Source organism: Luteimonas qiangzhengi, assembly GCF_039548515.1.
Lineage (GTDB): Bacteria > Pseudomonadota > Gammaproteobacteria > Xanthomonadales > Xanthomonadaceae > Luteimonas.
Window position 1 is genome coordinate 273,239 of record NZ_JBCLVE010000003.1, and the last position, 12,631, is coordinate 285,869.

Annotated in this window: 12 protein-coding genes; 4 read left to right on the forward strand and 8 right to left on the reverse strand. The window is 67.4% G+C overall.

What is annotated here, in order from left to right:
* Window positions 1-8: 8 nt before the first annotated feature.
* The 3 genes from WCE59_RS03540 to ubiK form a co-directional block, all read right to left on the reverse strand.
* Complete coding sequence (locus WCE59_RS03540; RefSeq protein ID WP_343257328.1) at window positions 9-2,087, reverse strand: S9 family peptidase; 2,079 nt, start codon at window positions 2,085-2,087, stop codon at window positions 9-11.
* 102 nt (window positions 2,088-2,189) lie between these two features.
* Complete coding sequence (locus tag WCE59_RS03545; protein WP_343257329.1) at window positions 2,190-3,704, reverse strand: YifB family Mg chelatase-like AAA ATPase; 1,515 nt, start codon at window positions 3,702-3,704, stop codon at window positions 2,190-2,192.
* Between the two features lie 9 nt (window positions 3,705-3,713).
* Window positions 3,714-4,010 carry a ubiquinone biosynthesis accessory factor UbiK gene (gene ubiK / locus WCE59_RS03550; RefSeq protein ID WP_343257330.1) on the reverse strand — a complete coding sequence of 99 codons (297 nt, stop codon included), beginning with the start codon at window positions 4,008-4,010 and terminating at the stop codon, window positions 3,714-3,716.
* A 185-nt stretch (window positions 4,011-4,195) separates the two neighbouring features.
* Here ubiK and WCE59_RS03555 point away from each other — a divergent pair, with 185 nt between their 5' ends.
* Together WCE59_RS03555 and WCE59_RS03560 are read left to right on the forward strand one after the other, a co-directional pair.
* On the forward strand, window positions 4,196-4,534 hold the full coding sequence (locus WCE59_RS03555) for a P-II family nitrogen regulator (RefSeq protein WP_343257331.1): 339 nt from the start codon (window positions 4,196-4,198) through the stop codon (window positions 4,532-4,534).
* 90 nt (window positions 4,535-4,624) lie between these two features.
* A complete protein-coding gene (locus WCE59_RS03560) occupies window positions 4,625-5,122 on the forward strand; it encodes a hypothetical protein (RefSeq protein ID WP_343257332.1) in 498 nt (165 codons plus the stop codon).
* A gap of 6 nt (window positions 5,123-5,128) precedes the next feature.
* Here WCE59_RS03560 and speE read toward each other — a convergent pair whose 3' ends face one another.
* The gene (gene speE / locus WCE59_RS03565) at window positions 5,129-5,980 is read right to left on the reverse strand and encodes a polyamine aminopropyltransferase (protein WP_343257333.1); all 852 of its coding nucleotides are present in this window, start codon (window positions 5,978-5,980) and stop codon (window positions 5,129-5,131) included.
* 145 nt (window positions 5,981-6,125) lie between these two features.
* Between speE and speA the strand changes: the two genes are divergently transcribed.
* Both speA and WCE59_RS03575 read left to right on the forward strand, forming a co-directional pair.
* Window positions 6,126-8,018: an arginine decarboxylase gene (speA, locus tag WCE59_RS03570; RefSeq protein WP_343257334.1), complete on the forward strand. Its 1,893-nt coding sequence runs from the start codon at window positions 6,126-6,128 to the stop codon at window positions 8,016-8,018.
* Between the two features lie 62 nt (window positions 8,019-8,080).
* Window positions 8,081-8,485 (forward strand): cupin domain-containing protein, encoded by a 405-nt coding sequence (locus WCE59_RS03575; RefSeq protein ID WP_343257335.1) that lies wholly within the window; start codon window positions 8,081-8,083, stop codon window positions 8,483-8,485.
* Between the two features lie 21 nt (window positions 8,486-8,506).
* On the opposite strand, the gene WCE59_RS03580 is transcribed toward WCE59_RS03575, so the two are convergent.
* The 4 genes from WCE59_RS03580 to argS form a co-directional block, all read right to left on the reverse strand.
* Window positions 8,507-9,259 (reverse strand): SDR family NAD(P)-dependent oxidoreductase, encoded by a 753-nt coding sequence (locus tag WCE59_RS03580; RefSeq protein WP_343257336.1) that lies wholly within the window; start codon window positions 9,257-9,259, stop codon window positions 8,507-8,509.
* A gap of 60 nt (window positions 9,260-9,319) precedes the next feature.
* The gene (locus WCE59_RS03585; protein WP_343257337.1) at window positions 9,320-9,946 is read right to left on the reverse strand and encodes a lysozyme inhibitor LprI family protein; all 627 of its coding nucleotides are present in this window, start codon (window positions 9,944-9,946) and stop codon (window positions 9,320-9,322) included.
* Between the two features lie 79 nt (window positions 9,947-10,025).
* Window positions 10,026-10,772: an SPOR domain-containing protein gene (locus WCE59_RS03590; RefSeq protein ID WP_343257338.1), complete on the reverse strand. Its 747-nt coding sequence runs from the start codon at window positions 10,770-10,772 to the stop codon at window positions 10,026-10,028.
* Window positions 10,773-10,777: 5 nt separating this feature from the next.
* Complete coding sequence (argS, locus tag WCE59_RS03595; RefSeq protein ID WP_343257339.1) at window positions 10,778-12,481, reverse strand: arginine--tRNA ligase; 1,704 nt, start codon at window positions 12,479-12,481, stop codon at window positions 10,778-10,780.
* Between the last annotated feature and the right edge of the window lie 150 nt (window positions 12,482-12,631).

A 12,631-nucleotide genomic window follows, 5' to 3' on the forward strand; every position in this document is an offset into this window, starting at 1 on the left:
GCCGCCCGTCAGTTACGGCTTTCAGGCGTATGCGATTCCAGCGCTTCGGCCAGCCCCGGCACGATGTCCGCGCCGGCCGGCACCTGGATGCTGGAGCCGGTGAGGTCGCCGATCGGTTCCGCGCGACCGCCCAGGCACTGGCCCAGGAAGCCCTCGGCCACCGCATTGAACGCCATGTTGTTCTCCGGGCGGGCAAAACCGTGGCCCTCGTCGGGGAACAGCACGTAAGTCACCGGGATGTCCTTCCCGGTCATCGCGTCGACGATCTGGTCGCTCTCGGCCTGCTTGACCCGCGGGTCGTTGGCACCCTGGCCGATCAGCAGCGGCTTGCTGATGTTGTCCACGTGGGTCAGCGGCGAGCGCTCGGTCAGCCAGGTACGCCCTTCCTCGGTGCGCGGGTCACCCATGCGGCGGGCAAGCTGCTCGAAGAAGCTGGCCCAGTACGGTGGCACCGTCTCCAGCAAGGTGTTGAGGTTGGACGGGCCGACGATGTCCACCCCGCAGGCGAAGGTGTCCGGGGTGAAGGTCAGGCCGGCCAGGGTGGCGTAGCCGCCGTAGCTGCCGCCCATGATCGCCACCTTGTCCTCGGTGGTGACGCCCTCGGTGACCGCCCACTGCACGGCGTCGATCAGGTCGTCGTGCATCTTCTTGCCCCACTCGCCGTCGCCGGCGTTGGTGAAGTCCTTGCCGAAGCCGGTGGAGCCGCGGAAGTTGACGCTCAGCACCGCGTAGCCGCGGTTGGCCAGCCACTGGTCGTAGCCGCTGTAGCCGTAGTAGTCGCGCGCCCACGGGCCGCCGTGCACCAGCAGCACCATCGGCACCGCGGTGTCGGGTTTGCCGTCTCCATCCGGGTCAGCGTGGGCAGGCAGGGTGAGGTAGCTGACCAGGTTCAGGCCATCACGCGCCTCCAGTTCCACCGGCCACATCGGCACCAGCGGCATGCCGTCCAGCGCCGGGCGGGCGGAAAACAGCTCGCTCAGTTCGCCGCTGTCACGGTCGTAGCGGTAGTACTTGGCCGGCGCTTCGGCGGCCGAGTAGGTCACGATCCAGGTGCGGTCATCCAGGGTGCGCGAACCCACGCCGACTTCACCCGGGCCGATCTGTTCCAGCTTCTCCAGATCCGCGGCGATGCTGTCATCCAGCACCGTCCACTCGTCGCGCAGGTAGTTGACCGACACGGCCTGGATTTCCCCGGTCGCCGGGTCGGACAGGGTGCCGCTGACGTCGGCGCGTCCGTCTTCGTGAATCAGGCTGCGCTCGCCACTGGTGGTGTTGATCGCGTACAGGGCCGATGTGTTGCGGTCGCGCGAATCAAGCATGTAAAGAGTCTGTCCATCGAGGGTCAGCCCGCCGGGAGAGGTGTTCATCGCGTCCTCGAACGGGATCGCGTCGTGCTCCTGCCAGCGGTCGCCCTCGCGGCGCAGGATGTCCATGCCGCCGTCCGGACGCGCGCGCATGGCGTAGCGCAGGGTGTAATCGGCGTCGGTCATGTAGCCGGCGAGCATGCCGGTGTTTTCTTCCACCAGGGTGCGTTCACCGCTGGCCAGGTCTACCCGGTACAGGTCGTGCCACTGCGGATCGCGATCGTTCATGCCCACCAGGATGCTGTCCGGGTGGTTTCGGCTGACGCTGACCACGGTGGCCGTGGTTTTTTCGAATGGCGTCAGGTCGCGGCTTTCGCTGCTTTCCAGGTCCAGCGCGTAGAGGTGAAAATCCTCGTCGCCACCGCTGTCACGCAGATACAGCAGGGTGCCGGGGCGGTAGCCCCAGAAATAGGCGCGGATGCCGCGGCCTTCGTCGCGGGTGACCGGGCGCGCGTTGTTGAGGTCATCGGCCGGGGCGACCCAGAGGTTGAGCACGCCGCCTACCGGGGCGATCCAGCTCAGGTACTGGCCGTCCGGGCTGATCCGCACGCTGGCGCGCTCCGGGTTGCCAAACAGGGCTTCGCGCGGGATCAGTTCCACCTCGTCGATGGAGGACGGCCCGGTGCGAGCGGTGGTGTTCGCGTCGCCGTTGTCCCCACGCGGGCCACAGGCGGCGAGGGACAGGGCGATGCAGCTGGCAAGCAGCAGTGAGCGGTGTTGCATGGTATTCCCCGTTGAGTGGTACAGCACCAGCGAAATCTAGCCGGAACCGGAGTTTGGCGTGTTGCGCGGGTGTTAAACGCCGCGGATGACCATCGACAGGGCTCAGGCGGCCAGCGGGGCCTGTCGGCTGTTGAAGCCGCGATAGCCCAGCGCTTCGGACAGATGCACGGTGGCAATGGAGTCGCGGCCGGCCAGATCGGCAATGGTGCGAGCCACGCGCAGGATCCGGTGCATGGCCCGTGCGGAAAGCTGGAGTGATTCGATGGCGCGCTCAAGCAGCAGCTGGTCGGACGACGCCAGGCGGCAGGTCTCCAGCGTGCGGGCGTGGTCCAGGCGCGCGTTGGGCAGACCTGCGCGAGCCAGCTGGCGTTCGCGCGCGGCCTCCACCCGGGCGCGGATCGGCGCGCTGGCCTCTCCGTCCGGCGCGTCGGGACGCAGCAGCTGCGCCGGCAGCCGGCGCACGTCCACGTGCAGGTCGATCCGGTCCAGCAGCGGGCCCGATACCCGCGCCCGGTAGCGGTGAATGGCGTCCTCTCCACAGCGGCACCGCCCGGAAACGTCTCCTGCCCAGCCGCAAGGGCAGGGATTCATGGCGGCCACCAGCTGGAAGCGAGCCGGAAAAGTGCATTGCCGGGCAGCGCGGGACACGGTGACCGTGCCGGATTCGAGCGGCTCGCGCAGCACTTCCAGTGCGCGCCGCTGCCATTCGGGCAGTTCGTCCAGGAACAGGACGCCGTGATGGGCCAGCGAGATTTCCCCCGGACGCGGCTCGCCGCCACCGCCCACCAGCGCGATCGCGCTGGCAGTGTGGTGCGGGGCGCGGAACGGGCGCTCGCGCCAGCGGCCGACATCAAGCTGGCGGCCCGCTGCCGAGGCCACCGCGGCCGCCTCCAGCGCCTGTGATTCGTCCATCGGCGGCAGCAGGCCCGGCAGGCGCGAGGCCAGCAGGGTCTTGCCACAGCCGGGAGGCCCGGAAAACAGCAGGTGATGCTCTCCAGCCGCTGCGATCTCCAGCGCGCGTCGGGCCTGCAGCTGGCCGCGGACATCACGCATGTCGGGCCCCGCGCGTGGACGCAGCGGCACCGGACTGACCGCTGGCAGGGGTTGCTTGCCGCTGAGCAGGGCGCAGACTTCCAGCAGGGTGCGGGCGCCGAAGACCCGTGCATTTGCCGCCAGCGCGGCCTCGTCGGCATTGGCCGTGGGAACGATCAGCCGCCGGCCTGCGGCCGCGCAGGCCAGCGCGGCAGGCAGCACCGCTTCCACCGCACGCAGCTCACCGGTCAGGCCGAGCTCGCCAATGAATTCAGCGTCGCGCAGTGCTTCGGCAGGGATCTGCCCGCTGGCGGCCAGGATGCCCAGTGCAATGGGAAGATCAAATCGCCCGCCATGCTTGGGCAGGTCGGCCGGGGCGAGGTTGACGGTGATCCGGCGCTGCGGGAATTCAAGCTGCGCGCACTGGATGGCGGCGCGGACACGGTCTTTGGCTTCGCGGACCGCGGCTTCCGGCAGGCCGACGATGGACATGCCGGGCAGGCCCCCTGCCAGGTGGACCTCGACCGCCACCGCGGGGGCAGATACCCCCGCACGCGCGCGTCCATGCACGAGTGCGAGTGTCATGAAGGGATCTCAGTGCGAGGGCGGCGCCGGGGAGACGGGGGCCGCAGATGCGGAGGGCTTGCCCTCCAGCTCGGCTTCCAGCCACTGCACGGCCTGTTCCAGCGCCTCGAGTTTTTCCCGGGTCCGCAGCAGGACCGCGCGCTGGACCTCGAATTCCTCCCGGCTGACCAGGTCGAGCTTGCTCAGGCCGCCCTGGAGGACCGCTTTGAAGTTCTCCTGCAGCTCTTCACGGCTTTCGCGCACGGAAGGCGGGACCAGGCCGCTGAGGCGGCGGGCGAGGTCGTCAATATGGCCGAGATCAATCATGGGGTTGTCCATCCTCCGGGGAGTGTTGAGGGCAGCATGTCGCAGGGCGCGGAGGAATGCTGTCGGCGGCGACCGTGTCAGGGGGTAGGAAAATCCTGACCGGCCGTACGGCGGCGCATTGTACCCGGCGTGTTGCACATGCCTGGCCCGGTTATGCTGCGCCCAGTCCAGATGGAGTCCGCGTGATGAAGATGGTTGTGGCCATCATCAAGCCGTTCAAACTTGACGATGTGCGTGAAGCGCTGGCCGAGGCCGGCGTGACCGGCATCACTGTGACCGAGGTGAAGGGGTTCGGCCGCCAGAAAGGCCACACGGAGCTCTACCGCGGCGCTGAATACGTGGTCGATTTCCTGCCCAAGCTCAAGCTGGAGGTGGCGGTCACCCAGGACCAGCTGGATCCGGTGGTGGAGGCGATCCTGGCTTCTGCCAATACCGGCAAGATCGGCGACGGCAAGATCTTCGTGCAGCCGCTGGAGCGCGTGGTGCGGATCCGCACCGGGGAACTGGACGCCGACGCGCTGTAGGCCCAGGCCGGTCGGGGCTCCAAGCCGCTTGAACGGCCCAACCATGCAGGGTTAGGCTGGCATCTCAAATAGGAAGGTGGGGCATCTGAAATGAAGTCGTTCATGTTGGCGCTCGGATTTGCAGGCGCAGTGCTCTCCGCGGGTGCTTTCGCCGGGGACGTCATTGTCAATACCGATGCGCAGGCCATCGTGCAGCAGCAGCAGGAAATCAGGCAGGAAGCGGTGGCCCGTGAAGGGCGCTACAAGGACCTTGATGAGCGCACCCATCGCGAGCTGCTGGACAAGCAGGACGCGGTGTTTTCGCTTCTGGAAGGGCGTGAGCGTTCCACCGAGCTGGGCGAGCGCGATCAGATGGCGCTGTTCAACTCGCTGGAGTCGATTTCCGCCATCGTCAACAAGGCTGAAGACGAGCGGATGGTCTGCGAGCGGGTGCGCCCGACCGGCAGCAACCGCGCCCAGCGGGTGTGCAAGACGGTGGCCCAGCGGCGTGCAGAACAGGACGCCGTACAGCGCGGTGCCGACATGTCCCGCAACGCGCGTTGCCAGACTGCCTGCGGGGACGCGAATCGCCTGGTTGAAGGCTGGTAATCGCGGTCAGCGTGTCAGGGCTTCCTGCATGAAAGGCGGCAGCACCTGCGCCGCCCTGTGCATATCGGCGCTGTAGTAGCTGGTCTTGAACGCCCTGGCTGCGGCATCCGCCTGGCGGAAATCAAACCCGTGCCCGGCCTTGCGGGCCAGGGTGCAGCTCCACCAGCCGCTGGGGTAGCAGGGCTGGGGGAAGGGCAGGGTCTGGAAGCTGTCGAAACCAGCCTTGCCCATTTCGGTACGGATATCCCGGATCAGGTCCAGCAGAACCAGCGGTGACTCGGACTGCTGCACCAGGATCCCGTCCTCGCCCAGCGCACGGAAGCAGCTCTCGAAGAACGCCTGGTTGAATAGACCGACAGCCGGGCCCACCGGGTCGGTGGCATCCACGATGATGACGTCGAGGCTGCCCGGAGCGCACTTTTCCATCCACGCGATGCCGTCGTCGAACAGGATTTCCGCCCGCGGATCGCCGTTGGATTCGCACAGCTCGGGGAAGTATTTCTCCGCCATGCGCGTGACCTGCTCGTCGATATCGCACTGCACCGCCTTTGCCACCCCCGGGTGGCGCAGCACCTCGCGCAGGGTGCCGCAGTCGCCGCCGCCGATGATCGCCACCTGCTTCGGATCCGGATGGGTGAACAGCGCCGGGTGCGACATCATCTCGTGATAGAGGAAGTTGTCGCGGGTGGTGACCATCATCGCGCCGTCGATCAGCATGACGTTGCCCCAGTCGGTCGACTCGTACACCTCGATTTTCTGGAACGGGGACTGCACCTCGTCCAGCTTGCGGGTGACGCGAAAGCCGATGGCCGAGCCGGTGGGCTCGAAGTTTTCGTACAGCCAGGTGGGGGCGTTCATGTGGCGGTGTCCAGGGCGTTGCGGAAGCCGCGCATTGTAGGGGCGCGCGGGTGTTGTCGCCATCAAAGCGGCGCCAGAGGACAGGGCAGGTCCAGCCGCGCGTGAGCGGCCTACAATGAGGACTTCCCCCGTCCCGGACACGCCCATGACCGCCTGGTCCCCCGACCGCGCCCGCAAGACCTACTCGATTCCGCACTGGTCGTCGGGCTATTTCGATGTGGATGACGGCGGCCGGATGCTGGTGCGCCCGCAGGGTCCGGACGGCCCGTCGGTGGTGCTTCCGGACGTGATTGACCGCGCGCTGGAGCAGGGCGTGAACCTGCCGGTGCTGGTGCGCTTTCCGGACATCCTCGGCGATCGCCTGCGCGCGCTGCAGGACGCCTTCGCCCAGGCCCAGGCGGACTGGGATTACCAGGGCGGCTACACGGCGGTCTATCCGATCAAGGTCAACCAGCACCGCGGCGTGGCCGGCACGCTGGCCTCGCACGCGGGCGAAGGGTTTGGGCTGGAAGCCGGCAGCAAGCCCGAGCTGATGGCGGTGCTGGCGCTCTCGCGGCCCGGCGGCCTGGTGATCTGCAACGGCTACAAGGACCGCGAATACATCCGTCTGGCGCTGATCGGCCGCAAGCTCGGCATGAACGTGTTCATCGTGATCGAGAAGCCCTCCGAGCTGCGCCTGGTGATGGAGGAATCCAAGGCGCTGGACGTTGAGCCGGCACTTGGCGTGCGCATGCGCCTGGCCACGCTGGGCGCGGGCAAGTGGCAGAACTCGGGCGGCGACAAGGCCAAATTCGGTCTGTCACCCCGCCAGTTGCTGGACCTGTGGAAGGCGCTGCGCGATACCGGCATGGGCGATGCGCTCAGGCTGCTGCACTTCCACATGGGTTCGCAGATCTCCAACGTACGCGACATCGCCCGCGGCATGCGCGAGGCCACGCGCTACCTGGTGGAACTGTCGAAGCTGGGCGCGAACATCGAGTACTTCGACGTCGGCGGTGGCCTCGGCATCGACTACGAGGGCACCCGCTCGCGCAGCTACAACTCGGTCAACTACGGCGTGGCCCAGTACGCGTCCAACGTGGTCCAGCCGCTGGCCGAAGCCTGCGCCGAAGCCGGCCTGGCACCGCCGCGGATCGTGACCGAGTGCGGCCGCGCCATGACCGCGCACCATGCCGTGCTGGTGGCCAACGTGTCCGAGGTGGAAGTGGCTCCGGAAGGCCGCACCCCCGACGAGCACGACGATGAGCCGGCGGTGATGCGCCACCTGCGCGCGATCCACGCCGAAATCGAGCAGCGCCCCGCGGTCGAGCTGTTCCACGAAGCCCAGCACCACCATGCCGAGGGCCTGGCCCTGTATGCGCTGGGCCAGCTGGACCTGGTGCACCGTGCGCGCATCGATGACCTGTTCTACGCCATTGCCCACGCGGTGAAGGCGCGGCTGACCTATCACGAGAAAAGCCATCGCCCGCTGCTGGATGAGCTCAACGAACGGCTGGTGGACAAGTACTTCGTCAACTTCAGCGTGTTCGAATCCATGCCCGATGTGTGGGCGATCGACCAGGTGTTTCCGATCGTGCCGATCGACCGCCTCGACGAGGAGCCCACCCGGCGCGGCACCATCGCCGACCTGACCTGCGATTCGGACGGCAAGATCGACACCTACGTGGAAAACGAGGACCTGGACAGCTCGCTGCCGCTGCACGCGCTGCGCCCGGGCGAAAGCTACCGGCTGGGTTTCTTCCTGGTGGGCGCCTATCAGGAAATCCTTGGCGACATCCACAACCTGTTCGGTGACACCGACGCGATCGAGGTCAAGCTCGATGACGCCGGCGGATACGCCATCACCCAACAACGCCGCGGTGACACCACCGATGTCATGCTCGATTACGTGGGTTACAAGGTGGACGACCTGCGCCGCATCTACCGCGCCAAGGTCGGCGCCGCGGACCTGTCAAAGTCGGAGGCCACGCGTCTGAACGAGGCGCTCGAGGCGGGCCTGACCGGCTACACCTATCTGGACGATTCACCACCGGATTGAGCCGCCAATTGGAGCGGCATACTGGACCGTCCAGCCACTTCCCCCATGCAAGGAGATCCGCAATGAAGAAGGGTTACACCGACAACATCGAGGACCGCACCCTCGAAAACACCGATTTCCGCCGCGTGCTCTACACCGGTGCGCATATGCAGCTGGTGGTGATGTGCCTGCAGCCGGGCGAAGAGATCGGCGCCGAGGTGCATCCGGACATCGACCAGTTCTTCCGGGTTGAGGAAGGCAAGGCCAAGCTGCTCATCGACGGTGTCGAGCACACCCTGGAGCATGACGAAATCGCCATCGTTCCGGCCGGTGCCGAGCACAACGTGATCAATCCCGGAGACGCGCCGCTCAGGCTCTACACCCTGTACGGTCCGCCGGAGCACCGCGACGGCACCGTGCACGCCACCAAGGCGATTGCCGACGAGCAGCACGAAGCCGATCACTACGACGGCAAGCCGACGGAATAAGCCCGCGTACTACCGGGAGGGTCAACCCTCCCGGTGCACCTGGAAGCCGGCGAACGACTGGCTGACCGGCATGATCTCGAGCCGGTTGATGTTCAAGTGCGCCGGCAGGGTGGCCACGTAGTGGATGGTGTCGGCGATGTCGCCGGCGGTCATCGGTTTGGCGCCCTGATACAGCGTGTCCGATGCCGCCCGGTCGCCGCCGGTGCGGACCAGGGTGAATTCGGTTTCCGCCATCCCCGGCTCAATGCTGGTCACCCGCACCCCGGTGCCGTGCAGGTCGGACCTCAGGCCCAGCGAAAACTGGGTCACGAAGGCCTTGGTGCCGCCATACACGTTGCCCCCGGGATAGGGCCAGTTGCCGGCGATCGAGCTGATGTTGATGATCGCGCCGCGGCGCTCGATCAGCGCGGGCAGCAGCGCATGGGTGAGGGTGGCCAGCGCGGTCACGTTGGTGTCGATCATCTGCCGCCACTGGCCCAGGTCGGCCTTTTGTGCCGACGCGGTGCCGAGGGCCAGGCCGGCGTTGTTGACCAGCACGTCGATGGCCCGGAAGGGCACCGGAATGGCGTCCAGAGCGGCCTGCATTGCGTCAGCGTCGCGGATATCAAAGGCCGCGGTATGCAGTCGTTCGGCGCCGTAGCGGTCCACCAGTTCCTGCAGGCGCGCTTCGCGCCTGCCGGTGGCAATCACGCGCCAGCCGGCGTTGATGAAACGGTCCACTGCGGCGGCGCCGAATCCGGCGGTCGCGCCGGTGATGAGGATGGTCTTGTCCATCCCGCAAGTTTAACCGCCCGGTGCGTATGGCTCGCGGGGCGTCGGGGGCGTAGCCCCGACCTACGGGGAGCTCAGGAGGTAGCTGCCTTCCAGCGCGCTGGTGCACAGTTCTCCCGCAGCGCCTGACAGCACGATCACATCCGGCGCGAAGGCCAGGGCGAATGCGCAGCCCGGAGCGGTGAAGTGCCCGCTGCCGACGCGTTCGGTGAACTCCCCTTCCACCGGACGGATGTCGTCGCTGGCCGACAGCACCCGCAGCCGGTAGCGGTTCTGCTCCAGCACCTCGATCCACAGCGCGGGAGTGGAGCCATCTTCCGCGGCCGGGTAGCGGTGGTAGGTGCCCGGGGTGAGCAGCGGCGGACGGCCACCGGCCACCTGCAGGCGCAGCTCATCCGTGCGGCTGGCATAGCTGGTCTGCAGGCAGCGGATCGTGTTGCAGGCATTGCGCCGGTCGCTGGCCCATTCGGCCTGGGCGGCGTCGAAGGCGGCGGGGTCCTGGCTCCGCTCGCGCGCCTCGCGTGCCAGGGTCTGCAGCTGCCCATCGGTGCCGCGCAGGGCCGGGCTGGCGCACACGGTGCGCTCGGCCCAGGAATCAGCGGCTTCGCAGTCCACGCCGGCGGCCGCGGCGGTGCCGGGCACCCCTGCAAAGGCCAGGCAAAGTATCAGGTGGGAAATGGTTCGGGTCATGTCAGCGCTCCTTCGCCGTATTGCTTCAAGCGGTTGCTGTCATCCGGAATGAGTGCAGCCGAAATGACTGCACCCGGAATTACTGCACCCGGATGGCCATTGCGTCCAGGCCGCCGTTCTCAAGCCGGCCCTTGGCTTCGGCCAGATCCGAAGCGGTGCCGTAAGGCCCCATGCGCACGCGGTAAACCGTGCGGCCCTGCACCTGGGCCGATTCCACCCGTGCGCCCAGCCCAAGCAGGGCGATGCGTGCCTTGAGCGCCTCGGCATCGCCGGAAGCGCTGAAGGATCCGGCCTGCAGCAGGAAGCGGGCGGTGGTATCGGCAGCGGGAGCTGCGGCGGCCGTGCTGCTGGCGGTCGGAGTCGCGGGCGTGGCTGGGGTGTCCTGGGCGGCGGCGGGCGGTTGAGCCGCGGCGGTGCTGGTGTCGGCCGCCTGCGCGGCGTCGGCATTGCGCTGCGCCGCCTGGCGCTCGCGCTCCTGCTCTGCCTTGGCGCTGGCGGCCAGCTCGGCGTCGGTCATCCGCACTTCCTGGCCCGGCAGCAGCGTGTAGAAGTCGTACTCGGGATCGCTGGTAGGTGCGGGCAACGGGTCGGCCGGCCGTGCGGGCGCATCGTCCTCGCCCGGGCTGCTGGCCTGGGCCGGCGTAGCGTCGGGATTCGCGCGTGGGCGATAGAAGCCGTCCTCACCTTCGGACTTGAAGAACCGGGGCGCGACCAGGATCGCGATCACCGCGACCAGGATGCCGATCAGCATCCATGCCCAGCCGGGAAGCCCATTGCCGTTGCCACTGTTGCGTCGCGCCTGCGACCTGCCTTTCCTTGCCGCCATGTGAGCTACATCCTCTCCGGGGCTGCCACCCCTGCAAGTTCCATTCCGTTGGCCAGCACCTGGCGGGTTGCCAGGGCCAGCGCCAGGCGCGCGTTGCGCACGCTGGCGTCATCCACCAGGAATTGATTGTCGTTGTAATACGTCTGGAATGACTGTGCCAGTTCCAGCAGGTAAGTGGTGATCAGGTGGGGTTCCAGGTGTTCGCCCGCGGCGGCCACCGTTTCCGGCCAGCGTGAGATCGCGTCCAGCAGCTCGTGCGCGGCCGGGTTGTCCACGTCCGGCAGCTGCGCCAGGCCGTCTTCGAGGTCGAACCCAAGCCCGCGCTCGTCCAGCTGGCGCAGCAGGCCGCAGATGCGCGCGTGCGAGAGCTGCACGTAGTAGACCGGATTGTCGAGCGACTGGCTGCGGGCCAGGTCGATATCGAACACCAGCTGCGAATTCGGATTGCGGGCCACCAGGAACCAGCGCGTCGCGTCGCGCCCGGCCTCGTCGATCAGGTCGCGCAGGGTCAGGTAGCTGCCGGCACGCTTGGACAGCTTCACTTCCTCGCCGCCGCGCATCACCGTCACCATCTGGTGCAGCACGTACTCCGGGTAACCCTGCGGAATGCCTTCATCCAGCGCCTGCAGCCCGGCCTTCACCCGCGCCAGCGAGCCGTGATGGTCCGCCCCCAGCTCGGTGATCGCGCGCTCGTAGCCGCGCTCCCACTTGGACAGGTGGTAGGCCACGTCCGGCACGAAATAGGTATAGCTGCCGTCGGACTTGCGCATCACGCGGTCCTTGTCGTCACCGAAATCGGTGCTGCGCAGCCACAGCGCGCCGTCCTGCTCGTAGGCATGGCCAAGCTCGACAAGCCGCTTGACGGTCTGCTCCACCTTGCCGTCGGCGTACAGCGACGACTCCAGGTAATACACGTCGAAGCCCACGCCGAAGGCGGCCAGGTCGTCGTTCTGTTCGTTGCGCAGCCAGGCCACGGCGAAGCGCCGGATGGCGTCGAAATCCTCGATGTCGCCGCTGGCCGACACCGCCTGGCCTTCCACTTCAACCCGGGCGCCGTCCAGATAGGCGCGGGCCACGTCGGCGATGTAGTCGCCGCGATAACCGTCTTCCGGCCAGCCGGCGTCGTCCGGGGTCAGTCCGCGGGCGCGGGCCCGCACCGAATGGGCCAGGTTTTCGATCTGCACGCCGGCGTCGTTGTAGTAGTACTCGCGCTTGACCTGCCAGCCGTTCACGGCCAGTACGCGCGCAATGCAGTCGCCGATCACCGCCGCGCGGCCGTGGCCTACGTGCAGCGGACCGGTCGGGTTGGCGGAGACGTACTCGATGCCGGCCACGCGGCCGTTGCCGCTGTCATTGCATCCGTAGGCGCTGCCCTGGGCATGCACCAGGCGCAACTGCGCATGCCAGGCCGCGGGGCTGAGGCGGAAGTTGATGAAGCCGGGGCCGGCAATCTCCAGCCCCGCCACCAGGTCGCTTTCCGGCAGCGCGTCGATCAATGCCTGGGCCAGCGCGCGCGGATTGGTGCGCTGGCCGGCCTGATTGGCCAGTTTGACCAGCAGCATGGCGGCGTTGGTGGAAAAGTCGCCGTGGCTGCGGTCCTTGGGGCGTTCGATCACATAAGCGGGCGTGACGGCGTCGGCAGGCAGCCGGCCGTCCGCGCGGAGTGTGTCGATGGCTTGGGAAACTAGCGCTCGGAGCTGGAATTTCACTGGTGTGCGTGGAGATTGCGCAGGGCCCGATAGTGTAGCCGAGGGCGGCCCTGCGGCCGGGAATCGCGGCCGATCACCTCCGTGTTGCTCCGGAAATCAATCGGACCGATCCACTTTGACAATGATTCCTATTATCATTGTCATTCTCTC